Annotated in this window: 29 protein-coding genes; 17 read left to right on the plus strand and 12 right to left on the minus strand. The window is 66.1% G+C overall.

All coding sequences use genetic code 11. From position 1 onward, the window contains the following. Positions 1-16: 16 nt before the first annotated feature. Genes crtI through A5636_RS12280 form a run of 7 tightly spaced genes read left to right on the plus strand, consistent with a single transcriptional unit; the run spans position 17 to position 6,379 of the window. A complete protein-coding gene (gene crtI, locus A5636_RS12250; protein WP_065158897.1) occupies positions 17-1,537 on the plus strand; it encodes a phytoene desaturase family protein in 1,521 nt (506 codons plus the stop codon). Further along, positions 1,534-2,469, plus strand: a complete 936-nt coding sequence (locus A5636_RS12255; RefSeq protein ID WP_065158898.1) for a phytoene/squalene synthase family protein — start codon at positions 1,534-1,536, stop codon at positions 2,467-2,469. The genes crtI and A5636_RS12255 overlap by 4 nt, the downstream gene beginning before the upstream one ends. Further along, entirely contained in the window at positions 2,466-2,789 is a 324-nt protein-coding gene (locus A5636_RS12260; protein ID WP_065158899.1) for a lycopene cyclase domain-containing protein, read from the plus strand. The genes A5636_RS12255 and A5636_RS12260 overlap by 4 nt, the downstream gene beginning before the upstream one ends. Beyond that, complete coding sequence (locus A5636_RS12265; protein WP_065158900.1) at positions 2,786-3,103, plus strand: lycopene cyclase domain-containing protein; 318 nt, start codon at positions 2,786-2,788, stop codon at positions 3,101-3,103. Before A5636_RS12260 ends, A5636_RS12265 begins: the two co-directional genes overlap by 4 nt. After that, the gene (locus tag A5636_RS12270) at positions 3,100-3,834 is read left to right on the plus strand and encodes a class I SAM-dependent methyltransferase (RefSeq protein WP_065158901.1); all 735 of its coding nucleotides are present in this window, start codon (positions 3,100-3,102) and stop codon (positions 3,832-3,834) included. Before A5636_RS12265 ends, A5636_RS12270 begins: the two co-directional genes overlap by 4 nt. Further along, entirely contained in the window at positions 3,831-5,363 is a 1,533-nt protein-coding gene (locus tag A5636_RS12275; protein WP_065158902.1) for an FAD-dependent oxidoreductase, read from the plus strand. Before A5636_RS12270 ends, A5636_RS12275 begins: the two co-directional genes overlap by 4 nt. Continuing rightward, positions 5,360-6,379: a DUF5914 domain-containing protein gene (locus A5636_RS12280; protein ID WP_065158903.1), complete on the plus strand. Its 1,020-nt coding sequence runs from the start codon at positions 5,360-5,362 to the stop codon at positions 6,377-6,379. Before A5636_RS12275 ends, A5636_RS12280 begins: the two co-directional genes overlap by 4 nt. Before the next feature lie 21 nt (positions 6,380-6,400). Here the strand turns inward: A5636_RS12280 and A5636_RS12285 are convergent, their stop codons facing one another. Beyond that, a complete protein-coding gene (locus A5636_RS12285) occupies positions 6,401-7,237 on the minus strand; it encodes an alpha/beta fold hydrolase (RefSeq protein ID WP_081287748.1) in 837 nt (278 codons plus the stop codon). Between the two features lie 124 nt (positions 7,238-7,361). On the opposite strand from A5636_RS12285, the gene A5636_RS12290 reads away from it, so the two are divergent. From A5636_RS12290 to A5636_RS12305, 4 genes are all read left to right on the plus strand, one after another. Next, positions 7,362-7,739, plus strand: coding sequence for a DUF2784 domain-containing protein (locus tag A5636_RS12290; protein WP_065158905.1), 378 nt, complete (start codon positions 7,362-7,364; stop codon positions 7,737-7,739). Between the two features lie 27 nt (positions 7,740-7,766). Then, positions 7,767-7,985 carry a DUF2945 domain-containing protein gene (locus tag A5636_RS12295; RefSeq protein ID WP_065158906.1) on the plus strand — a complete coding sequence of 73 codons (219 nt, stop codon included), beginning with the start codon at positions 7,767-7,769 and terminating at the stop codon, positions 7,983-7,985. A 16-nt stretch (positions 7,986-8,001) separates the two neighbouring features. Continuing rightward, positions 8,002-8,337, plus strand: a complete 336-nt coding sequence (locus tag A5636_RS12300; RefSeq protein WP_065158907.1) for a DUF3140 domain-containing protein — start codon at positions 8,002-8,004, stop codon at positions 8,335-8,337. Between the two features lie 91 nt (positions 8,338-8,428). Beyond that, the gene (locus tag A5636_RS12305) at positions 8,429-9,010 is read left to right on the plus strand and encodes a MarR family winged helix-turn-helix transcriptional regulator (protein WP_081287757.1); all 582 of its coding nucleotides are present in this window, start codon (positions 8,429-8,431) and stop codon (positions 9,008-9,010) included. Here the strand turns inward: A5636_RS12305 and A5636_RS12310 are convergent. From A5636_RS12310 to A5636_RS12320, 3 genes are read right to left on the minus strand one after another with little or no spacing between them, the layout of a single operon-like run. After that, positions 8,930-10,228: a glycosyltransferase gene (locus tag A5636_RS12310; RefSeq protein ID WP_065158909.1), complete on the minus strand. Its 1,299-nt coding sequence runs from the start codon at positions 10,226-10,228 to the stop codon at positions 8,930-8,932. The genes A5636_RS12305 and A5636_RS12310 overlap by 81 nt on opposite strands. Before the next feature lie 10 nt (positions 10,229-10,238). Next, complete coding sequence (fni, locus tag A5636_RS12315) at positions 10,239-11,285, minus strand: type 2 isopentenyl-diphosphate Delta-isomerase (protein ID WP_065158910.1); 1,047 nt, start codon at positions 11,283-11,285, stop codon at positions 10,239-10,241. Further along, positions 11,282-11,929, minus strand: a complete 648-nt coding sequence (locus A5636_RS12320; RefSeq protein ID WP_065158911.1) for an SOUL family heme-binding protein — start codon at positions 11,927-11,929, stop codon at positions 11,282-11,284. The genes fni and A5636_RS12320 overlap by 4 nt, the downstream gene beginning before the upstream one ends. Positions 11,930-12,398: 469 nt before the next feature. On the opposite strand from A5636_RS12320, the gene A5636_RS12325 reads away from it, so the two are divergent. Together A5636_RS12325 and A5636_RS12330 are read left to right on the plus strand one after the other, a co-directional pair. After that, positions 12,399-12,833 carry an STAS domain-containing protein gene (locus A5636_RS12325; protein WP_081287749.1) on the plus strand — a complete coding sequence of 145 codons (435 nt, stop codon included), beginning with the start codon at positions 12,399-12,401 and terminating at the stop codon, positions 12,831-12,833. A 13-nt stretch (positions 12,834-12,846) separates the two neighbouring features. Beyond that, entirely contained in the window at positions 12,847-13,254 is a 408-nt protein-coding gene (locus A5636_RS12330) for a hypothetical protein (RefSeq protein WP_065158912.1), read from the plus strand. A gap of 44 nt (positions 13,255-13,298) precedes the next feature. Here A5636_RS12330 and A5636_RS12335 read toward each other — a convergent pair whose 3' ends face one another. Then, positions 13,299-13,793: a MarR family winged helix-turn-helix transcriptional regulator gene (locus tag A5636_RS12335; protein ID WP_065158913.1), complete on the minus strand. Its 495-nt coding sequence runs from the start codon at positions 13,791-13,793 to the stop codon at positions 13,299-13,301. Between the two features lie 74 nt (positions 13,794-13,867). Here A5636_RS12335 and A5636_RS12340 point away from each other — a divergent pair, with 74 nt between their 5' ends. Genes A5636_RS12340 through A5636_RS12350 form a run of 3 tightly spaced genes read left to right on the plus strand, consistent with a single transcriptional unit; the run spans position 13,868 to position 17,754 of the window. After that, positions 13,868-15,934, plus strand: a complete 2,067-nt coding sequence (locus A5636_RS12340; RefSeq protein ID WP_253900575.1) for an MMPL family transporter — start codon at positions 13,868-13,870, stop codon at positions 15,932-15,934. After that, complete coding sequence (locus A5636_RS12345) at positions 15,931-16,410, plus strand: TspO/MBR family protein (RefSeq protein WP_065158915.1); 480 nt, start codon at positions 15,931-15,933, stop codon at positions 16,408-16,410. Before A5636_RS12340 ends, A5636_RS12345 begins: the two co-directional genes overlap by 4 nt. Positions 16,411-16,419: 9 nt before the next feature. Next, positions 16,420-17,754 (plus strand): cryptochrome/photolyase family protein, encoded by a 1,335-nt coding sequence (locus A5636_RS12350; RefSeq protein WP_065158916.1) that lies wholly within the window; start codon positions 16,420-16,422, stop codon positions 17,752-17,754. 68 nt (positions 17,755-17,822) lie between these two features. Here the strand turns inward: A5636_RS12350 and A5636_RS12355 are convergent, their stop codons facing one another. Next, positions 17,823-18,569, minus strand: a complete 747-nt coding sequence (locus A5636_RS12355) for an acyltransferase (protein ID WP_065158917.1) — start codon at positions 18,567-18,569, stop codon at positions 17,823-17,825. 176 nt (positions 18,570-18,745) lie between these two features. Here A5636_RS12355 and A5636_RS12360 point away from each other — a divergent pair, with 176 nt between their 5' ends. Next, the gene (locus tag A5636_RS12360) at positions 18,746-20,035 is read left to right on the plus strand and encodes a PQQ-binding-like beta-propeller repeat protein (protein WP_065158918.1); all 1,290 of its coding nucleotides are present in this window, start codon (positions 18,746-18,748) and stop codon (positions 20,033-20,035) included. Between the two features lie 37 nt (positions 20,036-20,072). On the opposite strand, the gene A5636_RS12365 is transcribed toward A5636_RS12360, so the two are convergent. From A5636_RS12365 to A5636_RS12390, 6 genes are all read right to left on the minus strand, one after another. Beyond that, the gene (locus A5636_RS12365; RefSeq protein WP_065158919.1) at positions 20,073-20,765 is read right to left on the minus strand and encodes an esterase; all 693 of its coding nucleotides are present in this window, start codon (positions 20,763-20,765) and stop codon (positions 20,073-20,075) included. An 81-nt stretch (positions 20,766-20,846) separates the two neighbouring features. Beyond that, on the minus strand, positions 20,847-22,031 hold the full coding sequence (locus A5636_RS12370; protein WP_437339826.1) for a THUMP-like domain-containing protein: 1,185 nt from the start codon (positions 22,029-22,031) through the stop codon (positions 20,847-20,849). Continuing rightward, positions 22,028-23,011 (minus strand): class I SAM-dependent methyltransferase, encoded by a 984-nt coding sequence (locus A5636_RS12375; RefSeq protein ID WP_065158921.1) that lies wholly within the window; start codon positions 23,009-23,011, stop codon positions 22,028-22,030. Before A5636_RS12375 ends, A5636_RS12370 begins: the two co-directional genes overlap by 4 nt. A 10-nt stretch (positions 23,012-23,021) precedes the next feature. Continuing rightward, positions 23,022-23,789, minus strand: a complete 768-nt coding sequence (locus A5636_RS12380; RefSeq protein ID WP_065158922.1) for an enoyl-CoA hydratase — start codon at positions 23,787-23,789, stop codon at positions 23,022-23,024. 7 nt (positions 23,790-23,796) lie between these two features. After that, positions 23,797-24,648 (minus strand): NUDIX hydrolase, encoded by an 852-nt coding sequence (locus A5636_RS12385; RefSeq protein WP_065158923.1) that lies wholly within the window; start codon positions 24,646-24,648, stop codon positions 23,797-23,799. After that, the gene (locus tag A5636_RS12390; protein ID WP_065158965.1) at positions 24,645-25,496 is read right to left on the minus strand and encodes an ABC transporter ATP-binding protein; all 852 of its coding nucleotides are present in this window, start codon (positions 25,494-25,496) and stop codon (positions 24,645-24,647) included. The genes A5636_RS12385 and A5636_RS12390 overlap by 4 nt, the downstream gene beginning before the upstream one ends. Positions 25,497-25,551: the final 55 nt, after the last annotated feature.

A 25,551-nucleotide genomic window follows, 5' to 3' on the forward strand; every position in this document is an offset into this window, starting at 1 on the left:
CCGGGGCGGCACGCTGATGCGGACGGTACGCGGACGCACCGATCATGTCGTGGTGGTCGGCGCCGGATTCGCCGGTCTGGCCGCGGCGCTGCACCTGGCCGGTCGAGGCCGGCAAGTCACTGTGGTGGAACGGGAATCTTGGCCGGGTGGGCGTGCAGGCCGCCGCGACATCAACGGCTATTCGATTGACACCGGCCCGACGGTGCTCACCATGCCCGACATCATCGACGACGCATTCGCCGCCGTCGGTGAGACGAGCAGCCAGCGTATGGAGTTATTGCCGGTCGAGCCGGCCTATCGGGCGATGTTCGCCGACGGAAGCGCCTTGGACGTGCACACCGATGCCGACCAGATGGCGGCTGCGGTAAGGGAATTCGGTGGTCCGCAGGAAGCCGCCGGTTACCTCGAATTGCGCAACTGGCTGGGCCGGCTCTACCGCACGGAATTCGACGGTTTCATCGCCTCCAACTTCGACTCACCGCTGTCCATGCTCACCCCGCAGCTGGCGCGGCTGGCGGGGATCGGCGGGTTCCTGCGCTGGGAAACCATGGTCAGGCGGTACATCAACGATCCCAGGTTGCGACGGGTCTTCACATTCCAGTCCCTCTACGCCGGAGTGGCCCCGCAGCACGCTTTGGCGGTGTATGCGGTGATTGCCTATATGGACACCGTGTCGGGAGTGTTCTTTCCGCGCGGCGGCGTCCGCGCCCTGCCTGATGCGCTTGCCGCGGCAGCGCAGGAAGCGGGCGTGCGCTTCTGCTACGACTCCACGGTCACGGCTTTGGAGCGCGACGGCGGGCGCGTCACCGCCGTGGTCACCGCGGACGGCCAGCGCATCGGGTGTGACGCAGTGGTGTTGAGCACCGAGCTGCCGCGCACCTACGAGTTGCTGGGGCGGCAACCTAGGCGGCTACTTCGGATGCGCGCGGCACCGTCGGCGGTGGTGCTGCACGTCGGCTGCCGCGCGGCCGCGCAACCGCAGGCACACCACACCATCCTGTTCGGGGATGCATGGGAGCACACCTTCACCGACATCATCAGCCACGGTCAACTGATGCGGGACCCGTCGTTGCTGGTGACGCGCCCGACCGCCAGCGACGCAAGCCTGGCCCCGGAAGGGCGGGACCTGCTCTATGTGCTGGCGCCGGCACCCAACCTGTCCCGGCAACGAATCGACTGGACCACTACCACCGGGCCCTACACGCAGACGATGATCGACGCCGTGCAGGAGCGGTTACTGCCGCGACTGCGCGAGGACGTCGAAGTGCTGCACGTCGACACCCCCGCCGACTGGGCCCGTCAGGGCATGGCGGCCGGCAGCCCGTTCGCCCTTGCGCATACGTTCAGCCAAACCGGCCCATTCCGGCCGACCAACATGGTCCGGGGCATCGAGAACGCGGTGCTGACCGGGTCGTCGACAGTGCCGGGGGTGGGTGTGCCGACCACCCTGATCTCCGGTCGACTGGCCGCCGACCGGATCACCGGAGCAGTCGACCGATCAGTCACCCACATCGACATGAAAGCCCGACTGTCATGATCCGCACCGAACTCGACGCCGCCGGCATCGAAGATCCGCGCCTGCGCACCGCGTATCGCCGCTGCCGAAAGATCGCCGCAGAACACGGTCGCACTTATTTCCTGGCCACCAGGTTGCTCGCGCCCGACCAACGTCCGGCCGTGCACGCCCTGTACGCCTTCGCCCGGCACGCCGACGACATCCTCGACGAGTTCGATACCAGCCTGGACGTCGCTGCCCGCGCCGCTCGACTGCAGGAGTTTTCGGACCGGTTCTTCGCCGCAGGCCAGCATCTGGACGAGCCAGTTTTGGCGGCGGTGCAGCACACCATCACCCGATACGGAATCACTGCCGATCTGTTCGAGGATTTCCTGGCGTCCATGCGGATGGACCTCACCGTCACCGACTATCCGAACCGCGCGGCACTCAACCGGTACATGCGCGGCTCGGCGGAAGTCATTGGGCTGCAGATGCTTCCGGTGCTGGGTACCGTGACCACCACCCAGGAGGCGGTACCGTACGCCGCCGCCCTGGGTCGCGCGTTCCAGCTCACCAATTTCCTGCGCGACATCGACGAGGACTTGGTGCGCAACCGGATCTATCTACCGGCCGACGAACTCGCGGCCTACGGTGTGGACCGGGAATTGCTGATGTGGTGTCACGAACATCGCTGCACCGATGCCCGGGTGCGAAGTGCTCTGGCTGCGCAGCACGAAACCACCCGGGAAATCTATCGTTTCGCCGCAGACGGGGTGGCGTTGCTGGCGCCACGGTCCCGGCCGTGCGTGGCGACTGCGCTGACCTTGTACTCGGAAATCTTGGATTGCATTGAGAGCAGCGACTTCTCGGTCTTCAGTCACCGCGCCACAGTGGGGACCACCCGCCGGCTTCAGGTCGCAAGCGGTGGACTGTTCCGGTCGTGGCGGGTCCGACGGCAGGCTGGCGCAGCGTGAGCGACCGCTGGCAGTATTTGATTGTGCTCGGCTTGTGCTTGGCCATTACGGCGCCCTTGGAGGTCTTCGGCAAGGGGGTGTACCGCCAGGCCGGTCGCGCGGCTCGCGCGCTGTTGCCGGTCGCCGCGATCTTCCTGGTTTGGGACGCGGTGGCAATCGCGGCGCGGGTATGGACCTACAACGACAAGTACCTGGCCGGTATCGAGATTCCGCTGCACATACCCATCGAGGAAGTGTTGTTCTTCCTGGTCATTCCGCTGTGCGGGCTGTTGACCTACAACGCAGTGAGCACGATTCTGGATTGGAGCAAACGGCGATGACAGGGCTGGGATACACGCTGCCGGCGGTCGTTTCGGTGCTGGCCGTGTGCGCATTGGAGTTCGCCGTGCTGCACACCGGCCTGTTTCGCCGGCTCGCCTACTGGCTGTCCATGGTGATCGTGCTGGGCTTCCAGGTTCCCGTCGATGGCTGGCTGACGAAGCTCAGCGCGCCCATCGTGATCTACAACGAGCGGCAGACCAGCGGCTTGCGGTTCCCGTTCGACATTCCCGTCGAAGACTTCCTATTCGGCTTCGCCTTGGTCACCGGGGTGCTGCTGCTGTGGGAGCGCCAGCGAGCGGATCGGACAACATGAAGAAATCGGGTCTGGCCCGAAGCGAAGTGCCGGATGCATTCGATGTCGGTGCGCAGGCCTATGACCAGTTGGTAGGTGCGAACCCCGGCTACCACGACAATCTGCGGCTCTCGGTGCAACGGATGAACGTGCCGGACCGGGGCCGCGGTTTACGACTGCTCGATGCGGGCTGTGGCACCGGCGCGTCTACGGCCGCGCTGTTGGCCGCGGCGCCGGAAGCCGAGATCATCGCCGTCGACGCCGCGGCTGGAATGTTGAATGCGGCACAGGCGAAGTCGTGGCCCGCGTCGGTCCGATTTGTGCACACCCGCATCGAAGATCTGCACCAGCACGGCATCACCGGACCATTCGACGGCATCTTGGCGGCCTACCTGGTGCGTAACCTGGCTGATCCGGACAGCCAATTGCGCACCTTCGCGACGCTGCTGCGGCCGGGCGCAACGCTGGCAGTACACGAATACTCGGTCCGTGATTCCCGCGCAGCGACCAGGATCTGGCACGCGGTGTGCTGGGGCATCATCATCCCTGCCGGTTGGTGGCGGACCCGTAGCACGACGCTATACAGGCACCTGTGGCGCAGCGTGTTGTCCTTCGACGGGGCGGCCCGGTTCCGTCGGCGGCTCACCGATGCCGGCTTCATCGACGTGCGTAGCGAGACCATGCCGGGCTGGGAACGCAACATCGTGCACACCTTCCTCGGCCGGACTTCCGCTGGGGAGGCACCGCAATGACCGACCACCGTCGCCACCGACACCCCGCCTCGCCCGGATTGGTCGACACCACTGCCCTGTCGGCGCGGCCGCGGGCCGTGGTGATCGGTGCCGGCATCGCCGGCCTGGCGGCGGCCGCCGGGCTCGCCGAGCGGGGGGTGGCCGTCGAGGTCGTGGAAAAGGAGGGCTACCTCGGCGGACGCGTTGGCGGCTGGACCGAACACGAACCTGGCACCGACGGCGTCGAACTCGCCATGAACCGGGGATTTCACGCGTTTTTCCGCCAGTACTACAACCTGCGCGCTCTACTGCGCCGGGTCGATCCGCAGCTGCGGATGCTGACGCCGGTCACGGACTACCCGTTGATCGACGGCCACGGCCGCCGCGACAGCTTCCGGGGGCTACCCCGCACACCACCGTTGAATGCGCTGGCTTTCGCGCTGCGCAGCCCGACGTTCCGGCTCCCGGATCTGTTGCGCATCGACGCCAAAGCCGCCGCCCCGCTGGCGGCGGTGTCGGTGCCCGAGATCTACCATCAGCTGGACCACGTCGACGCCGAGACCTTCCTGAAGAGCATCAATTTCCCTGAGTCCGCGCGCCACCTGGCCTTCGAGGTGTTTTCCCGTAGCTTCTTCGCCGAACCTTCGCAGTTGTCGGCCGGTGAGCTCGCAACGATGTTTCACATCTACTTCCTCGGATCCAGCGAAGGATTGATCTTCGACGTCGCGAACGCGAATTTCGATGCAAGCCTGTGGAATCCGCTGCGCGACTACCTGATGAATCGCGGTGCCCGGTTCCACTTGGGCACGCCCGTGCAGCGGATCGACTCCGACGGCTCGGCCGGCTTTCGCGTCCACACCGAGACCGGTGATCGATTCGACGCCGACGCCGTCGTGCTCGCGGTCGATGTGGCTGGGCTGCAACGAATCGTGGGCGAATCACCACAACTCGGCACCGATCTGTGGCGGAGCCAGGTACAGCGACTGCGCACCGCACCTTCGTTCCTGGTGCACCGGCTTTGGCTCGACCGTCCGGTCGACTCCACTCGGGCGCCATTCCTCGGCACCGCGGATCACCAGCCGCTGGACAACATCAGCGTGCTGGAACGCTACGAGCGAGAGGCGGCGGCATGGGCGGCTCGCCACGGTGGTTCGGTGGTGGAGTTACATTCCTACGCAATGGATTCCAACAAATCGAGCGACGATGGCCTCGCGCAGCTGCACAAGCTCTACCCGGAGACCGCGGCAGCGAAGGTGGTGCACGAGCGAGTGCTGCGGCGTAGCGATTGCCCGTTGTTCACGCCGGGCACCTACACTCGCCGGCCCACGGTGGGCACGCCGCAACGCGGGCTGGCACTTGCCGGTGACGGTATCCGGGTCGATCTGCCGGTGGCGTTAATGGAACGCGCCGCGACAACCGGCTGGGCGGCCGCCAATCATTTGTTGGCCGGCTGGGGTATCGCCGGTCACGACTTGTACACCGTGCCGGTCCGCGGTAGGTCCGCACTGTTGCGGTCACTGGCCACCCGGCAACGGCGGGTCCGGTCATGAGCGTCGGGGATCGGATAGTACGTCGGTGGCCGAAAGACTGGCCGCTACAACTGATTCCGCGGGACTTGTGGGCGAAGCAACGGCCAACCTATGGCCAGGCGCAGCCCGCGATCATCAACGCGGCGCTGGATCGGTCACAACGTCGGCCAACCGGGAATTGGTATGTCTTCGCGGCCAGCCGCGACGTGCGAAGCCGCCGTCCGCTGGGCGCCCGCGTGGCGGGCATCGAGTTGGTCGCCTGGCGTGACCGGCTGGGTCAGCTGCGAGTCGGACCCGGCGCGTGTCCGCATCTGGGCGCCGATCTTGCCACCGGCATCGTGTCTGACGGTGTGCTGTTGTGTCGTTGGCATGGGTTGGCGCTCGATGGCCAGAAATGCAAGCTGGGTTGGGCGCCGCTGCCCAGCTACGACGACGGAGTGCTGGCGTGGGTGCGACTCGATTCAGCAGGCTTGGAAGTGCCGCTGGATACGCCGGTGCTGCCCGACCGGCCTACCGGTGACACGTTGGCTGCCGTGACCCGTGTGGAGGGCGTTTGCGAACCCTGCGACGTCATCGCGAACCGTCTGGACCCCTGGCACGGCAGTTGGTTCCACCCGTACTCGTTCACCCGGCTCGAGGTACTGACCACCCCGACCGACGACGACGACCGCTTCGTCGTCTCGGTCACCTTTCGGCTCGGTAGGTTGGGTGTTCCGACGATCGCGGAGTTCACCTGCCCGGAATCCCGCACCATCGTCATGCGCATCGTCGAGGGTGAAGGCGCCGGCAGTGTGGTCGAAACGCACGCCACCCCGCTCGGGCCGGGGCCGGACGGTCGACCGCGCGTCGCCGTGATCGAAGCTGTGGTCGCGCAGTCGCCGCGCCCCGGCTTCACAAAGGCGCTCAATGTGGCGCCCCTGATCACCCCGCTGATGCGGCATGCCGCCCATCGGCTCTGGCGCGACGACATGGACTACGCCGAACGGCGCTACGCCCTGCGTGCGGGTGCTAATCCGCCGGGAAGCCGCGGGTGCTAATCCGCCAGGAAGCCGCGGGTGCTAATCCGCCAAAAAGCTGAGTAGCGCTCGGTTGAATTCGTCCGGATGGCTGGTGTTGCAGCCGTGCGGCGCGCCGGCGATGACGTGCAACTGGCTTCCCGAGATGAGTTCGTGCGTGCGCTTGCCGGAGCCCTCGAACGGAATGGTGGCATCGGCGTCTCCATGAACCACCAGGGTGGGGACGGTGACATTACCGAGATCCGCCCGGAAATCGCTGGCGCCGAACGCCGCCAGACACGCCAGCGCCGCTGGCTTACTGGCCTGTCTGCACAAGGCGAGTGCGTCTTGCCGCTGAGCTTCGCCCACCTTCAATTCGCCTTCGGCAGAGAAGAACTCGGTGATGAATTCCTCGTAGAACGAATTCTGGTTGGCGGTCAGCGCAGCGGCCATCTTCGCGGCCTGCGTCTTGGACAGGGGGCCGTCCGGGTTGGTGGCGGTGTGCAGCAGGTAAGGCGTGACGGCGGCGGCGAACACCACGCTGCGCAACCGCTCCTCCCCCATCGTCGCGATGTAGCGGGCGACTTCGCCGCCGCCCATGGAGAACCCGACCAGCGTCACATCGCGCACATCCAGGGTTTCCAGGAGGCCGTTGAGGTCACCGGCGAGCGCGTCGTAGCTGTAGCCGGTGAGCGGCTTGTCACTGCGCCCGAACCCGCGCCGATCGTAGGTGATGACGCGGTAGCCGGCGTCGACGAGCACAGGCACTTGCAAAGACCATGACTCCCCGGACAGTGGCCAACCATGGATCAGCACCACCGGCCGCCCGTCACCGCCGGTGTCGTCGACATGGAGCTTGGTGTCGCGAAACATCCCGTGGTGCGCGGTGATTTCAGGCAACAGATTCCCTAGCTCTACGTGGTCACGGGCGAACGGGCGAACGGCGCCGTCCGCATACCCGATGCCTAGGCGGCTAAACCGGAGTTGCTGGCGGCCCTGCGTAGCGGGCTAGGCTGAACCGACGATGAGGAAGCCGTATTCGACCATGGTCGCTGCGACTGCGGTCGCGCACTTGGCGTATCTGCTCTACCTGCCCAGCGGGGGATTTCTGGCGTTGCGCTGGCGGCGCAACTTGTGGTTACACGTGCCGGTCGTATGTTGGGGCGTCGGGGTGGTGACGCTGGACTGGCCGTGCCCATTGACCGCCCTGGAGACATCGGCTCGCACCCGGGCCGGTATGGATCCACTGCCGGAGGATGGTTTCATCGGCCGTTACGTTGCCGGTGTCGTGTTCCCAGCTGAACGCCTTGGCACCGCGCAACAGTTGGCCTTCGCCGCGGCCGCCGTGTCCTGGGCCGCCCTGGCGATTCAACATCGCAAACTGGGGTATCCGATTCGTTAAGTAAATTAACGATGGAAGAGAAACACATTGACCGAGAAGAAATTCAGCAAGGGCGACAAGGTCGAGTGGCAGAGCCACGGCCACACGGTCAAGGGCAGTGTTGAAGGCAAGATCAGTTCGGAAACCGAGGCGGCCGGGCGCACGGTAAAAGCCTCGAAGGATGAGCCCCAATATCGGGTGAGCAGCGACAAGACCGGCAAGGACGCCGTGCACAAGCCGAGCGCGCTGAAGCGCTCGGGCGAGTAGGCCGGCGGGGGCCACCATGGCCGGCAAGGATCACGACACCACCTGGCAAGAGTTCAACGAGACGGTCAACATGACCGCTCGGGAGATCGAGAAGTGGCTCAAGACAGAGCAATCGCAGAGCGTCGGTCAAAAGCAAGGCGGCGAGGAGTCAACCGGGCACGCCAGTGGACGACGCATCGTGGCGATCCTGCGCTCCAAGCGTGCCGATCTGGACGACGATGACTACGCGCACATGCGCAAGGTGGTCGGGTACGCCAAGCGGCATCTCAAGCAGCGCCCCAGCGGCGGAATCGAAGATTCAGCATGGCGCTACTCGCTGATGAACTGGGGTCACGACCCAGTGAAGTCATAGCCGCCGCGGACCCGCCCGGCAACCACCCGCGGCTGCGACCGGAAAACGGTCCCGGACGCCGTATCGTGTGTCTGATGAAGGACGCGTGCAGGTGACCAAACGGCGAGCAGGCGAACCATCGCCCGATCGGGCTGAGCTCGAGCGGCAACTCTCGGCCGACATTCGTGCGATCACCGCCCAGTCCGACCGGGTGGGTCGTCATTTCGCCCGCCTCAACCAGGTGAGCAGCAATGACTTTCATGCCCTGTTGCACATCATGGTGGCTGAGACCGCGGGCAAGCCGTTGACATTGGCACAGCTCCGGGAACGCATGGACGTATCCCCGCCTGCTATCACCTACCTCGTCGACCGGATGATCGAATCCGGTCACATCCGCCGCGAACCCGATCCGGAAGATCGTCGTAAATGGTTGCTGCGCTATGAGAGTCGCGGCATGTCGTTGGCACACGACTTCTTCCGACCGCTGGGAAGCCACATGAACTCCGCCATGTCCGAGTTGAACGATGCCGATCTGGTTGCCGCGCACCGCGTTTTCCTGGCCATGCTCACCGCGATGTCGACATTCGAGGACGCGTTGCACGCACCCGAGGCCTCAGCACAGCTCGGACGACGCGCTGCAGTCCCACGCAGCAGGCCAGGAACGGCTAGGTCCAAGGCTCCCAGTCGTCGATAGCAGTCGGCGTTCGACCAGGTCCGCACCGTGCGCGGTGCCACCGGTCGCGGCGAAGCCGGCTGCCACCCGTTTCGCTCCGTCCGTCATCCCCACTGCGTCGAGGACCGCGCGGCGAAGACGTGCCGGGCTGAGCCGCTTGGACGGCAACCGGGTGCCGCAGCGGGCCACCTGGACCCGCCTCGCCACCTCGGCCTGATCGCGGGCGTAGGGCACTACGCAGACCGGTATACCGCGATCGAGCGCCTTGACGGTGGTTCCCATGCCTCCGTGGTTCACCACACAGACTGTCCGATCCAGCACCGGGCCGTGCGGAATGAACTGGCACACGGTGGCATTCGGCGCCCGGGGTAATCCGCTGGGAACGCCGGCGGGGAATGTCACCACCACATGCACCGGTTGGTCGGCCAGCGCGCGCATCGCAACGGCGCCCAGATCCGCATCGCCTTGCGCAATCGAGGAGGTGTTCACCAGCACGATCGGGCGGTGAATGTCTTGCAGCCAGCGCGGGGCCGGCGCCGCGGTCCGCTCGAAGACACACGCGCCGATGAAGTGCACCGCGTCACCCCAGTCCGGGTGCGGATATTCGAACGGCTCACCGCCCACCGCCAGCAGCAGTGGCGCCCGTCGCATCAGTGCGTCCACGGAATCGATCGGTGCAACGCCCAAGCCGGCCCGAACGTTGTTGATCCGCGGCACCATCGGGCGGTCGAAGAGGTAGCTGACGAACGGCCGCATCGACGCGTCGCGCACCGTGCCGACAACTCCGGTCCGCGGTCGCAGGCCCGGCCCGAAGGGCGGTGCGCTCTGCGAACGCAGGTAAGGGGTGAACGGGGAGAAAATCAACCACGGCCGCTCGCCGGCCTCGGCCGCCGAGATCGCGCCCCAGCAGTTCGCGTCGACGACAACCACATCCGGTCGCACCTGCGCGACAGCTCCTCGCAGGTCGCCGACTTCGATGACCGCCCGTCGGCACAGCACGTCGATTGACCGCTTCAGAACCCCAAAGTTGTTGCGTGCCAGCCAGTCCTGCCCGTCAATGGCCTCGATCCGTCGGTCGACCGGCTGGGCGTGCACGCCAACCCGCCGCATACCGGCGACTTCGCTGGCCATCGTTCGTAGGTGCACTTCGTGACCGCGGCGCACCAGTTCGGTTAACAGGGCGCCGAGCGGGAACAAGTGCCCCAACGCCGGCGACCCATAAGCCAGAATTACTGCCATCTGCCCGCACCTAAGTGATCTGTGACGCACCAAGGTTACGCAGAGCGGTGACATCCGCGGCGCCGCACCCGTGCAGACAGATCCGCAGCTCGTCGATGAAGGCTTGCAACCATGCTGTCGCCGCAGCAGCGGACTCGATCCCCGGCGACAGCAGCGGCCGGGCCACCGCCACCACATCGGCGCCCAGCGCCAGCGCCTTCGCCGCGTCCATGCCGGTCCGGATTCCGCCGGAGGCGACCAGCGGCAGATGCGGCAGCGCGGCCCGCACCTCCTGCAATGCCTGCGCAGTCGGTATCCCCCAGTCGGCCAGGTCGGGGTAACGAACCGTGCCGTAGCGCACCAACTGCTCCACACGCGACCAGGACGTGCCGCCGGCACCCGCGACATCGATGGCCGCGACCGGTGGCTCATCGGTGAACCGCAGCAGCTGCGCGACGGCCCGGGCACCTATCCCGTGCCCGACCTCCTTGAGCAGCACCGGGCGATCCAGCAGGGCAGCTACGTCGTGCAACCGGTCCAGCGAGCCGGCGAAATCGGTGTCACCGTTGTCCTGCATTGCTTCTTGCAACGGATTGGTATGTACGGCAAGAGCATTCGCACCGACTTGATCCAGGGCTCGGATGATGTCCGGCACTGCGTCCTTGGTGAACTGGGACAGTCCGATGTTCCCGAACAACAGCACGTCGGGCGCGACCTCGCGCACCGCGAAACTGGCGGCAGCCCGGTCCCCTCGCGCGCTGTCGAGCATGACGCGCTGTGAACCGAGCATCATTCCGATGCCGAGACTTTGAGCGGCGGCAGCCAGATTGCGGTTGATGGTGCCGGACAACTCCGCACCGCCGGTCATCGCGCCGACCAGTATGGGCGCTCGTAGCCGGGTGCCCAGGAACTCAACCGACAGGTCGATGTCGCCGAGGTTGGTTTGAGTCAGCGCGTTGAATGGCAGCCGGTAGCGTTCCAACCCCGTCGTGACACCTTGGTAGTCCACGTCGTCGTACCGACACACGTCGATATGTCGACGCTTGCGGATCGACATGACACGTCGTTCGGCCGTCATGAGCCGCGGGTATCGGACCGGACGGGTACGGCGATCTCGTTGCGCCGCAACGGCGGAAGGGTCCACGGCGGATCGAAGAACCACGTTTGGGGGGTATCGAGCATTTCGAATCCGAAGTGTTCGAGGGTTTCCACCAGTTTCGCAGTCTGCTCGGCAACGTCGTTCGAGTCAGCGCTACCGGCAAAGCGCCGCACCGCCACCGTCTGCGGCGGTACGGTGACCATCCTGATCGCACTGTCCTCGGGCTCGGGCAACGAGTCGATGGTCTTGTCGGACGGCATGAAGAATCGGATCACCCAACTTCCCGCGGCACTCTCCTGCTGGGCCACCGGGGACGTCATGGCGATCTTTGCCCCCCGCTGCGACTGTTGCGCAACCGGAGCCGTCATCGCGATTTTCTGCTGGTTCTGATTGGCCCCGAAGATATATCGCGCCAATCGCCGAAAACCGATCTCGCGTGCGGAGCGCTCGCCGGCCACCACCGTCGTCTCTGCGGCAAGCCGAGCGGCATAGTGACGGATTTCTACGTCCTGGGTCAGGCTCTCAGCGCGGTAGTCAGGTTCCTCGGTTCCACCGCGATAGCCCACCACCGTGCCCGCCGCTTCGACAACGCTTCCTATCGAACTCACCAGCTTCGCCAGCACGGCCGCCTCATTCCATCTGTCATCGTGTTGGACTACCCAAAATTTCGCCCGAATTGCAGCGAGGTGGTCCCCAACCTTCCTCAGCGACCACGGTACGCGGCACCAGCGGCATAATTAAATTATTGAACGGTTAATAGTCTTAAGATATAGTCGGTACGGCGCAGTTGCAGCGGAACGCGATGGCCTCGGGCCCACCGCGATCCGGGTGGCACTTCGGTTACCGCCCCAGCCGCTGTCTCTGCGCTGTATTTTGTTGTCCGGGTTGGACTTTCACAGATGTCGGGGCTCGTCGACTTATCCGCAGAGCGGACGGTCCAGGGTCGGCGGCCAGGGCGACACTTACCCTCGGCACCGGCGCGACAATCGCGCTAAGCTCAAGACAGTTGAGTTAACAGCTGTAATCCTCAGGCCGGCGTCTCGCATCCGTTGCCTTCGCCTCACCCCCAAACAACCAGATGGGCCTCGCCTCATGCATGCCGTTGACTCGCCAGAACTTCACAGCCCCCGCTACCGCTACGGCATCGACTGCGGCGGCGCTCAGATCTTCATGTACGCACGTAGCCTCGGGATAGTGCTGCGGGTGGACGGCGAGATCGACAGCTTCAACGCCGGGCGCATCGCTTCGGAGATCCGCCGCTTCAACAGAGTCAAATCGCCGTTGATCCTCGATCTCAGCAATCTGGAATTTCTGGGTATCGATGGTTTCCAGGAACTGCTAGCGCTCAACCACGAATACCGCGCCGCCGGGTTGTATTGCAGTGTCGTCGCGGGGTTGGCGATGCGACCGTTGCTGCGGATCGTCACCGAACACGGGCTCCCCCTGGTCCACTCGGTTCCCGAAGCGTTGCAGCTCATCGAAGACGCGCTGCCCGGCCGCCGGGTACTGCAACGTCTCGTCCGCTAGAAACAGGAGTGTGATGACTGGCCCGAAGAGAACCGCACGCCACTTTCCTTACCGGTACGAGCGGCGACTGGCCCCGCTTTGGTTGCCGTTCCGCTGGGGTGGTGACCAGGGCGTGACGATAACCGAAGACGGTCGCTTCATTGCCCGGTACGGACCGCTACGCGCCGAAGCGCCACTGTCCCACGTGGCCGACGCACATGTCACCGGCCCCTATCGTTGGTGGACGGCGGTCGGTCCGCGGTTGTCGATGGCCGACGACGGGCTGACCTTCGGCACCAACGCCCAGGCCGGTTTGTGCGTTCACTTCGAACCCCCGATGCGCCGGGTGATCGGATTCAAGGACCACTCAGCCCTCACCGTCACCGTTGCCGATCCTGAAGGGCTGCTGGCTGCACTAAAAGGTGACAACGAACAACGTTGATCGTCACAGGTGGCGTTCAATCGTTGCGGCACCAAGACGGAACCTCAGCTGCCACTCGGTCCCAATTCCTTCTGGAACTCGCGCATCGCCTCGATGAGTGCGGTGAATACTCGGTGACCCGCGGCCAGGTCGGCGTCGGACAAATCGTCGAGAGCATCGCGGGTATGCCGTCCCAGCGGCGTGAAAAAGGAGCGCGCGGTGGCCAGTCCCGGCTCGGCGTAACGCAGGACAACCTTGCGACGGTCATCGGGATGGGACTCACGCCGAATATGACCGGATTGGATCAGGCGGTCGACCAGATAGGTGATCGCCGCCCCCGACAGCCCCATCCGGTGGCTCAGGTCCCCCGACGTCATCGGTCGTCGCGCGGTCTCGGCAACCATGATGTGCAGCAGCGCGCGAAAATCGGTGGGCCGCACGTCGTGTGACAGCGCGAACAGGCGGCCGATCTGATCGGATTCGGTCGACATCTCCCGGAGATCCGCCGTTATCAGCGATTCCAGGTCGTCGCGGCCCGCTGCCTGCTCGTCGCTATTCATGGCGATCGCAGCATATCTTGATCAGCGCTTCATTTCAGTTGATTAATCTTTAATTCGCTGAAATGCTTAGGGGTGTGGCGTGGGAGGGATTCGCCGCGAAGCTGACGGGGCGACGCTCATGGCTGCTGGCACTGGGCGTCTTTCTGCTGGCGGGCGGTTTCATGGTGTTGATCGGCGGGAACGCCGCTGCAACCGAGGCTCCGCTGTCGGTGCCTACCAATTCAGCTGCCGCGAAGGTCGAGAAGTTGTCCGCGCAGTTTCCCGGCGGCGATCGGGCTCCGCTGCTCGTCGTTGTCAGCCGCACAGACGGCGGGCCTCCTGACGCGGGAGCATTGGTTCGTGCCGCCGAAGGCGCACGCGACCGGATGCTGGCGGTTACGCACGACGGTGCTCCGGCCCCGCCCGCGTCCGTCTCGGCCGACGGCAAAGCGGCGATCGCAGTGGTCGCGATCAAAGCCAGCCTCTCTGGCCTGTCCTTGACAGACGCGGTGGCGGATTTACGTGCCGCGGCCGGCAACGGCCTACCCCAGGGCTTGACGGCACACGTCACCGGCGGCCCGGCATTCGGCGCCGACATCGCCAACGCCTTCACCAACGCCAACATCACCCTGCTGGCGGTCACGGCCTCAGTGGTCGCGCTGCTGCTGATCGTCACTTACCGCTCTCCGGTCCTGTGGCTGGTGCCGCTACTGGTGATCGGTTTCGCCGACCGGGTCGCCAGTTCGGTTGGTACCGCGGTGGCGTCGCTGACCGGGCTCAGCTTCGACGGTTCCACGGCCGGCATCACGAGTGTGTTGGTGTTCGGTGCAGGCACCAATTACGCACTGTTGCTGATTTCCCGTTACCGCCAGGAACTTCGGAGGCACGACGACCACCGCGCCGCATTGCGACGGGCGGTACGCATGGCAGGACCAGCGATTGCGGCCAGCAATGCCACAGTGGTGCTGGCGTTGCTGACCCTGATCTTCGCGTCGACGCCGAGCACCCGAAGCCTGGGAGCGCTGGCGGCGTGCGGGTTACTCGTTGCCGCCGTGTCGGTGCTGGTGTTGTTACCGCCGTTGTTGGCGCTGTGCGGTAGACGGCTGTTCTGGCCCTTCATTCCGCGCCAGGACCACACGGAGACAACCGATGCCGGAGTGTGGCATGTAATCGGGCAGCGGGTGGCCCGCCGTCCCGCTTTGGTTGCCTCAGTCACCATCGCGCTGCTGGTGGTGCTTGCCACCGGACTTTTGGGCGTCCGTATCGGTCTGTCGCAAACCGAGCAGTTCCGCGTTCAGGCCGATTCGGTGACGGGTTTCGACATCGTGGCCGACCATTTCCCGGCCGGGCTGGCCAACCCGACTGTGGTGATCGCGCCCACCGCGCAATCGGCAACCGTGCAGCACGCGCTCAGCGCGACCCGGGGTGTGGTCTCGGCGAACCAGACTGGGCAATCCGGAGACCTGACCAAATGGTCGGTCGTCATCGACGCGGCCCCCTCGTCCCCACAGGCGTTCGATACCGTTGCCGCACTGCGCAATTCGCTCGGAACCACCGGGGCCTTGGTCGGCGGGCCGGATGCACAGGCACTCGACGTCCGGGACGCGGCGATACATGATCGGCTATTGCTGGTACCGGCGATCCTGGTGGTCATCCTGGTCGTGCTGTATGCGTTGCTGCGCTCCGCGCTGGCCCCGCCGGTGCTGTTGCTAGCGACGATCCTCGGCGCGCTGGCCGCCCTCGGCGTCGGCGGTTGGGCCAGCATGCACCTATTCGGCTTCCCCGCGCTGGACAACACCGCCCCGCTGTACGCCTTCCTGTTTCTGGCTGCGCTGGGCGTCGACTACACCATCTTCCTCGTGATCCGGGCCCGCGAGGAAGCGGCCGACCATGGCGCACGGGACGGCATGACCCGCGCGGTGTCGGCGACCGGGGGTGTCATCACCAGCGCGGGAATCGTTCTCGCCGCGGTCTTCTGCGTGCTCGGGGTGTTACCGCTGATCGTGATGACCCAACTGGGCATCATTGTGGGCCTGGGCATACTGCTCGACACCTTCGTCGTCCGTACCCTGGTCATTCCGTCGTTGTTCGCCCTCATTGGTGACCGCATCTGGTGGCCTTCCACAGTTACACCTACCGAAAACCGAAGGGAGCCAACATGAACAAGGCAACTCTGGCCGGGACCGGATCGGCGGTTGCCGCCGCGGCCGGCACCGGCAGCATCGCCAGCCCGAGGTACAGCCCGGCCTGGTTCGCGACCATTCGCAAACCGAAATACCAGCCGCCCAGTGTCGCCTTCCCGGTGGTCTGGACGACGCTCTACGCGGATATCGCGGTGACATCGGCGGCGACCATCGACCGCCTGCGCGACACCGGGCGAGAGGACAAGGCACGCAGCTACATCGCAGCGCTGGCGGTCAACCTGGTGCTCAACGCAAGCTGGAGTTGGCTGTTCTTCCGGTTCCACAAATTAGGCGCCGCCGCGGTAGGCGCCGCGGTACTCACGGCCAGCAGCGCCGACCTGGCCCGGCGGGCCGCCGAGGCCGACCCGCGGGCCGGCGCGGCGTTGTCTCCCTATCCGCTGTGGTGCGGGTTCGCCACGGTGCTGTCCACGCACATCTGGCGCCTCAACCGTTAGGAGCCAATTGTGCCCTCGCTGTTGTGGTTTCGACGAGATCTACGCCTGCGCGATCATCCGGCACTGGTCGCGGCGGCAGAAGGCGATCGACACGTGCTCGCCTGTTTCGTGTTGGATCCGCGGCTCGAGGCTTCGTCGGGACCACGACGTCTGCAGTTCCTCGGTGATTCGCTACGCCAACTCAAGAGCGATCTCAATGGCCGTCTGCTTGTAACGCGCGGGCGTCCCGAGAAACGAATTCCTCAGCTCGCCAGAGCAATCGATGCGTCGGCGGTGCACATCTCCGAGGATTTCGCCCCGTTCGGTCGGCGGCGCGACGACCTGGTGCGCGAATCACTGGGATCGGTGCCGTTGGTGGCGACCGGATCGCCTTATCTGGTTTCGCCCGGCCGGGTCCTCAAGGATGACGGCACGCCGTACAAAGTGTTCACCCCCTTCTTTCGGCGGTGGCGCGAAGTCGGATGGCGGCCGCCGGCCGAATCCGGTGCCCCTTCGGCGCAATGGCTCGACCCGGCCAAAGCAGCAGTGGCGCAGTGTGAAATCCCTGATCCCGGTGCCACACTCGATTTGCCCGCCGGTGAAGAGGCCGCCCGTTCGCAGTGGCAGGCCTTCATCGACGACGGGCTGCACGGCTACGACAGCGACCGCAACCGGCCGGATCTGGCGGGCACCAGCCGGATGTCGGCACACTTGAAGTTCGGCACCATTCATCCGCGCACCCTGGTCTCGGATCTGAACTCACGCAGCCGCAGCGACGGCGCCTACCTGCGCGAATTGGCCTTTCGCGACTTCTATGCCGCGGTACTGCATTATTGGCCGGACAGCGCCTGGTGGAATCTGAACCGCAACTTCGATGCCATTGACACCGACACCGACGCCACCGCCGAACGCCGGTTCGAGGCTTGGAAAGCCGGCGAGACCGGTTATCCGATAGTCGACGCGGGGATGCGCCAGCTACGCGAAGCAGGCTTCATGCACAACCGGGTTCGCATGATCGTCGCCTCGTTCCTGGTCAAGGATCTTCACCTGCCCTGGCAGTGGGGCGCACGTTGGTTTCTGGAGCAACTGGTCGATGGCGACATGGCCAACAATCAGCACGGCTGGCAGTGGTGCGCGGGGTCCGGCACCGACGCCGCACCGTACTTCCGCGTCTTCAACCCCGTCACTCAGGGCGAAAAGTTCGATCCCGCAGGCGATTACATCCGACGCTGGGTACCCGAACTGCGCGACGTAGACGATCCGCATCTGCGCAAAGCCACCCGTCCTCCGGCATACCCGGAACCGATCGTCGACCACGCGGCCGAGCGCGTCGAAGCGTTGCGTCGCTACGGCGACATCTCCTGAAGAACCGGCCCGATGACTACGAGCGCCATTCAGCAACATTCAGCAACATTCAGCAGGAGCGGCAACGCTTACGGCGACTGGTTGGCCGCCTTCTTGCGTTCGATGTCGGCCAGCGCGGCGGCCAACTCGGCCCGCTGCGCCGCCGACGTTTCCCAGGACAGCTTCCGGTTCTTGACCACCTTGGCCGGGGCTCCGACTGCGATCGAGTAGTCCGGCACGACGCCGCGGACCACGGCGTGCGAGCCGAGCACGCATCCGCGTCCGATGGACGTGCCACGCAGCACTGAGACCTTCACCCCGACCCAGGTGTCGGGCCCGATACGCACCGGCGACTTGATGATTCCCTGGTCTTTGATGGGCAGCGTGATGTCGTCCATGCGGTGGTCGAAGTCGCAGACATAACACCAGTCGGCCATCAGGGCCGAGTCGCCGAGTTCGATGTCCAGATAGCAGTTGATGACGTTGTCCCGACCCAGGACCACCTTGTCGCCGAACCGCAGCGAGCCCTCGTGTGCGCGGATGGTGTTTTTGTCGCCGATGTGCACCCAGCGGCCGATCTCCAACTGCGCTAATTCCGGTGTGCAGTGGATCTCGACGCCCTTGCCCAGAAACACCATGCCGCGGGTGATGATGTGCGGGTTCTGCAGCTTGAACTTCAGCAACCGCCAATACCGCACCAGGTACCACGGTGAGTACGCCTTGTTGCGCAGCACCCACTTCAGCGAGGCCAGCGTCAGGAATTTGGCCTGGCGCGGGTCTCGGAGTCGCCCTCCGCGCCACCGGGTATGGAGCGGAGCACCCCACATGCTCGTCATGGCCAAAAAGCCTACCGACGACGATTCACATCGCAACGGCGGGCGGTGTCGGCGGATGGAGGAGGCCGTAAGGAGGCGGTGCAGGAGTGCCGAGGAGGTGGCCGATCAAGGCCATGCGAGCGGCGGCGGGTTACCCTCACCTGTACTCGTTCGCTGCTTGCTGCAGAAGGGGAACAGTGTTCGCACGACGGCTTCTGACGGCCGCTTCGGCGGCTTTGCTCACATTCGGCATCGGCGGTTGCGGCAAGACGGATTCCTGGGTGGACGCGGCCCCGGCCGAGGGCTGGCCGGCGCAGTACGGCGACGCCGCCAATAGCGGCTACACCTCCGCGACCGGGGCCACCAAACTAGTTCTGCGCTGGACGCGGTCGGTCAAGGGAAGCCTGGCGGCCGGTCCGGCGCTCGGCGCGCGCGGATACCTTGCGCTGAACGCTCAGAACTCCGCCGGATGCTCGCTGATGGAATGGGAGATCAACAACGGGCGTCAACGGTGGTGCACCCGCCTGGTGCAGGGCGGTGGCTTCGGCGGTCCCCTGTTCGACCGCTTCGACAACCTCTACGTGGGTCAGCCGGGGTCGATCATCTCGTTTCCCACCACGCAATGGACGCGGTGGCGAGAACCCGTGATCGGTATGCCGACCACGCCGCGATTCCTGCCGGACGGTCACCTCCTGGTCAGCACCCATCTGGGACAGGTGCTGGTTTTCGACACTCACCGAGGCGCGGTGGTCGGTACGGCGCTGGATCTGGTGGAGGGTGTCGACCCCGCCGACGCCACGCGGGGGCTGGCCGACTGTGCGCCGGCGCGTTCGGGCTGTCCGGTGGCCGCCGCGCCTGCTTTCTCGGACGCCAGCGGAACAGTGGTGATCAGCGTGTGGCAACCGGATGCACCGACAGCCGGCCTGGTTGGCCTGAAATACAACGGCGGGCAACTGAGCCGGGTCTGGACCAGCGACGCCGTCGGCGGCGGAGCGGTGGGCAGCCCGGTGTTGTCCGCGGACGGGAACACGGTGTACGTCAACGGCCGTGACCAGCGGCTGTGGGCTCTGCACGCACCCGACGGAAAGCCGAAATGGTCGGTGCCGCTGGGATTTGCGGCGCAAACCCCGCCCGCGGTCACCCCGCAGGGCTTGATCGTGTCCGGTGCTGGCGCGCAGGCCCGTCTGGTGGCGTTCCGGGATGCCGGCGACCGCGCCGAATTGGCCTGGCGCCGCGATGACGTCACCCCGTTGGCGTCCACCTCGCTGGCCGGTTCGGGTGTCGGCTACGCCCAAGTGGCCGGTCCCCCGCACGACGGCGGCCCCGGGATGTCTTTGCTGGTCTTCGACCCAGGCGACGGCCATACCGTGAACAGCTATCCGCTGCCCGAGGCAACCGGATCCGCGATCGGCGTATCGATCGGGAAAGACCGGCGGGTGGTGACTGGCACCAGCGACGGCCAGATCTACAAGTTCGACCCGGAGTAGCGACAGGTGATGCCTGCGCCTTTGCTTGCGACGGCTCCTACAGGGCCAGCGGCGGGATGGCGTTGCGCGGTACCTGGACCTGGGTAGCGCCGGCGAATGACGGCAGCAACTCGCCCTGCGCGAAGTAGAAGATCAGCGCGTCGTCGGTGATGGCGAAGTTCTGGTAGTTGGTCGGATCATGCCCGGCCCCGGGAGAGATCGGCATGCCGACCCCGCTCTGTTGTTCCAGTTGACGCTGAACGATCGGGAAGATGCTGTCCAGCGCAGTGGTGTTGGGCGCGAACAGGTTGTCGAAGGTGATGGGCTGCTTGGTGGCCAAGTTGTAGTTGAAGGCCTTGTACCAGTTGGACGGGCGGGCACCGCCGAGATCTTGGAAGAACTTGAGCACCACGCTGCGGGTGTGCGGCGGTTGCCCGGACGTGTGTTGTTCGTTGGTGGCGTCCATCTGGTACGGCTGGTCGCGACGTCCCGATCCCTGCGCGACGTTGACGAAACCGTCGCGGTTCTGCGTGATGTAGTCAGTCAGTGCCTGCTGGTCGGGGTAGTCGACGGGGAACTTCACGTCCAGCGTGTAGGTGGCGCCGGACTGGTGGATGTGGCAGATCTCGGCGCCTTCGACGGAGCCCCCCAGGCTGGCACACGACGGCGGCGCAGCTTTCGCCGGGTAAGCGGCCGGCCAGCCGGTGACGGCCGCAGCCGCCAGTACCGCGGCCATTATCAGATAACGCATCTTCGTTGTTTCCTTCGACACCCAGCGCACCAAGAAAGGCGGTGGCCCCTCATCAGGTAATCGCCGTCAGCGTACCCGGCGTTACCGCGAGGAACGGCACACGTATGCGACCGCTTGGCTGCCGGCTCCGAACCGCCCGATCCGGGCGATGACCACGGTCAGCGATGCGCTGCCCCGCAACCGGAGGCGTCGTCGCAGCACGTCGGGATCCGTCTGGACGCCTCGGACCAGGATCTCCAGCGCGCCGCAGTCCAGCCCGGTCAGGACTTGACGCAGCCGGCGCTCGTCGAACGCCAGCTGGTCGAGCACTTCGAAGCCGCGCACCCCGGGCGGCAGCCGGTCCCCGGACAGATAAGCGATGTCCGGGTCGAGTTGCCACAATGCGTGCCGGGCGCCGTACTGGCGCACCAGGCCTGACCGCACGACGGCTCCGTCGGGATCGACGATCCAACGTCCGACTGGCAGAACCGGACAGTCGTCCGGATCGGCGTCGGTGATCTCCTCACCCCGATCAAGGACGCTGGCGCGCCGGTGCACGCCCGGCGGCGTCAGGCCGATCGACCATAGGCAAGCCTCGCGCACTGAGCCCCGGTAGGACGTCACCTCGATCTCGCCGTCGAATCCGAGTCGGCTGATCTGATCGAAATCGATTCCGGGAGCGCACTTTACGGCTAGATCCTGACCCCGGTAGCAGTCCAGCAGCGGACCCAGCGCGGGTTGGTAGTCGGCCGGGTGGAAACGTCGACGACCGGCGCTGCGCCGCGCGGGGTCGACGACGACGGCGGCACCGCGGGTCACCGGGCGCAGCGCGTCGGCGCGGCACAGGTCCACGGTGCCGGCCAGGTTGTGCCGCGCCATGGTGAGCCGGACGGGGTCGAGGTCGCTGCCGATCACCCGGGCCGCTGCGCCTCGTAGGGCCGCCGACTCGGTGCCGATCGAACAGGTCGCGTCGTGCACGATCCGACCGGCCAACCGGGCGGCACGGTGCAGCGCAACCGGCGCGGCGGTCGCCTGCTGCAGCGCTTCGTCGGTGAAGAACCAGCGGGAAACGTCGGCCAGGCCGCCGAGCTTTTCCCGCGCCTTCCGGCGTAGCAGGGTCGTCTCCACCAGTAGCGACGCCCGGTCGCCGAATCGGGCGCGCACGGCCGCGATATCGGAGATCCTGCTGGTGTCGCTCAGCTCGAGTTCGGCGACCGAGGTCAGCGCCTCGGTGCCGGTTTCCGAACGCAGATATTCGACGTCACCGGTCGTGAAAGCGACACTCAGGAGGGCTTTACCCCGGTGACCATCACGTTGTAGAACCAGCCCTTCGGGGCGACGTGGCGCCAGACGTTAGCGTCCACCCAACTCAACGCCTTCCAGCTGTTGAACGCGAACCTCGCCCAGCCCCAGCCCAGCTTGCCCGGCGGAACCGTCGACTCGAAGGTCCGGACCGGCCATCCGAGCATGGCGGCCGTGAACTCCTCGCTGGCGGTCTTGACCTCGATCGCGCCGGCATTGGTCGCCATGCGTTCCAGATCCTTCGGATCGAATGTGTGCAGGTCGACGATCCATTCCAGCGCTGCGGCTCGCGAATTTTCGTCGATCTCGGCCTGTGGACGGCGCCAACCCCCGAGTCCGGGCAGCTTGACCGCACGGATGGTGAGGTTCCAGGTCAGGTCTGCCAGCGCCCGGGCGTAGCCGTTGCCGACGGTCGTCGGCTCACCGGCGAAGACGAAGCGGCCGCCCGGCTTCAGTACCCGGATGACCTCGCGCAACGACAACTCCACGTCCGGGATGTGGTGCAGCACGGCGTGCCCGACCACCAAGTCGAAGGTGTTGTCGTCGTAGGGGATGCCTTCGGCGTCGGCCACGCGACCGTCGATGTCCAGACCCAGCGCCTGTCCGTTGCGGGTGGCTACCTTGACCATGCCCGGTGAAAGGTCAGTGACCGACCCGCGCCGGGCCACCCCGGCCTGGATCAGGTTGAGCAGGAAGAACCCGGTGCCACAGCCCAGCTCCAGTGCACGGTCATAGGGCAATTCGCGGACCACGTCTTCGGGCACGATCGCATCGAACCGGCCGCGGGCGTAGTCGATGCAGCGCTGGTCGTAAGAAATGGACCACTTGTCGTCGTAGCTTTCGGCCTCCCAGTCGTGATAGAGCACCTGGGCGAGCTTGCTGTCATGCCTGGCCGCTTCGACTTCCTCAGCCGTTGCGTGCGGGTTGGGAGCCGCGTTCGCGGGGATCTCAGTACTCCTCGTCATGCAGGGCAGCCTAATCGCCGTCCGGTTCACCTTCCGCATGAGCGTCCTGACCAGCGGCGAAGACCTCGACGTAGCGGCGGATCTCGGCGGCCCGCCGATCGGGCTCGCCGGCCTCGTCGAATACGGCGTTGATCCCGGCCTTGGCGGCGGCCAACGCGTGCGCGGGGCCGTCGAGGAAGCGCCGTGCCCAGTTGGCCGCCGCGTCGTAGACGTTGTCCGGCGCCACCATGTCATCGATCAAGCCCAGCGCGAGCGCCTCCTCGGCGTCGAAGAAGCGGCCGCTGAACACCAACTCCTTCGCTCGGCTGGCGCCGACCGCACGGGTCAGCCGGGCCATCCCGCCGCCGCCCGGGATAAGCCCGGCCAGGACCTCGGTGGCACCGAATTTCACGTTGTCGCCGCTGACCCGCCAGTCCGCGGCCAGCGCCAGCGTGAGGCCCGCCCCGAGGGCGTATCCGGTGATGGCGGCGACGGTCGGTTTCGGGATCGCCGCGACGGCGTCGATGGCTTCGTGTCGCGCACGGGCGGCGGTGCCAGCCTCCGCTGCGGTCAGCGTTCGCAGTTCGGGCATGTCGTCTCCGGCGGAGAAAATCTCGTGGCCGCCGAACAGGATTACCGCGGCGACGTCTGCGCGGCGGCTCAATTCGTCTGCGGCAGAGACAATCTCGCGATAAACCTGGCGCGTCATGGCGTTGGTGGGCGGGCGCGACAACAGCAGCATGGCCAGACCGGGATCCTGGGTGCCGTCGCTGACGACGACGCTGACAAACTCGCTCACTGGACCGTCACAACGGCCAGTGCATGGCGCCGCCGGCTTCGCGTGCGCGGTGGTAGCGGTCGGAATCGAAGAACTCGAACACCCAGTTGTCGCCGCGCTTCTCCAGAATCGGCTGTACCGGCGCGATCTGGCGCTCGACGGCCATCACCTCGGCGACCGTGCGCCCCACCAGGGAGTCCAGTTGCGTCCAGGTCGGCGGTAGCAGGACGTTACGTCCGGCCTCGAAGTCGTCGATGGCGTCCTGCGGCAAGGCCCAGCCGGCCCGGTCGGATTCGGTGTTGTCACCGTCGGCGCGCTGCCCCTCCGGAAGTGCTCCCACAAAGAAATAGGTGTCGTAGCGGCGGGTGCGCTCGGCTTCCGGAGTGACCCAGTTCGCCCACGGGCGCAGCAGGTCGGAGCGCAACACCAGCTTCTCGGTCTGCAGGAAGTCGGCGAACGACAACGTGTGGTCGGCCAGAGCCCGTCGGGCGTCGCTGTACACCGAGGCGTCGCCGACGATGCTGTGCGGGGCCGATACGTCCTGGCCGGCCGGTCCGGCGAACAGCACACCGGATTCCTCGAAGGTTTCCCGCGCCGCGGCGCAGACCAGCGCGGTGGCCAGGTCCGTCTCGATGCCAAAGCGCTGCGCCCACCATTTCGGCGGCGGTCCCACCCACGCGATCTCGGCGTTGCGGTCACGGTCGTCGACGCCGCCGCCCGGGAACACGATCACGCCCGGCGCGAACTCCATGCGCGCGTGCCGGCGCATCAGGAACAGGGACAAGCCCGCCTTCGAACCGGCCTCCGCGTCGCGGACCAGCATCACGGTCGCGGCCGGACGCGCCGGCAAGGGCTCTTGGACGGGGTCGGTGCTGTTCATGCCTGTCTCCGGTGAGCTGCGCGGCTACGAACCCGCCGGGCGAAGTATCGGCCGTCGACGACGTCCAATGCGATGCGCTGCCCGAACGCCGCCGAAAGGTTCTCTGCGGTCAGCACGTCGGGCAGCAACCCCGAGGCCACCACCTGCGCCTCCGACAGCAACAGGCAATGGCTGAAGCCGGGCGGCACCTCTTCGACGTGGTGGGTGACCAGCACCAGCGCCGGTGCGTCGGGGTCGGCGGCCAGGTCGGCCAGTCGGGCCACCAGTTCCTCCCGGCCGCCCAGGTCCAGGCCCGCGGCGGGCTCGTCGAGCAGCAGCAGCTCCGGATCGGTCATCAAGGCCCGCGCGATCAGCACTCGTTTGCGCTCACCTTCGGACAGAGTGCCGTAGGTGCGCTCGGCCAGATGCTCCGCGCCCAAGCTTTCCAGCATGTTGACCGCGCGCCGGTAGTCGATGTCCTCGTAGGTCTCCCGCCACCGGCCCAGCACCGAATAGCCGGCCGAGACCACCAGGTCTCGGACCAATTCGTCGCTGGGCACCCGCTGCGCCAACGCCGAAGAGCTCAAACCGATCCGGGAACGCAGTTCGGCGACGTCGACTCGGCCCAGCCGCTCCCCCAGTATGAAAGCGACACCCGACGACGGATGCTCGGATGCGGCGGCGATGCGCAGCAGGGATGTCTTGCCGGCGCCGTTGGGCCCGATGACGACCCAGCGTTCGTCCAGTTCGACGGCCCAATCCAGCGGGCCCACCAGGGTGCGTCCGCCGCGGCGCAGCGACACATTTCTGAAGTCGATCAGCAGGTCGGGATCGGCTTCATATTCGGCCACCCGACCATCGTGCCGTATGGCCGGCGAGCGGACGCAAAAGCCCCCTTTTCGCAACGAAAACGCAGGCTTTGCG

This window comes from Mycobacterium asiaticum (assembly GCF_001673315.1).
In the GTDB taxonomy this organism is placed as follows: Bacteria; Actinomycetota; Actinomycetes; order Mycobacteriales; family Mycobacteriaceae; genus Mycobacterium; species Mycobacterium asiaticum_B.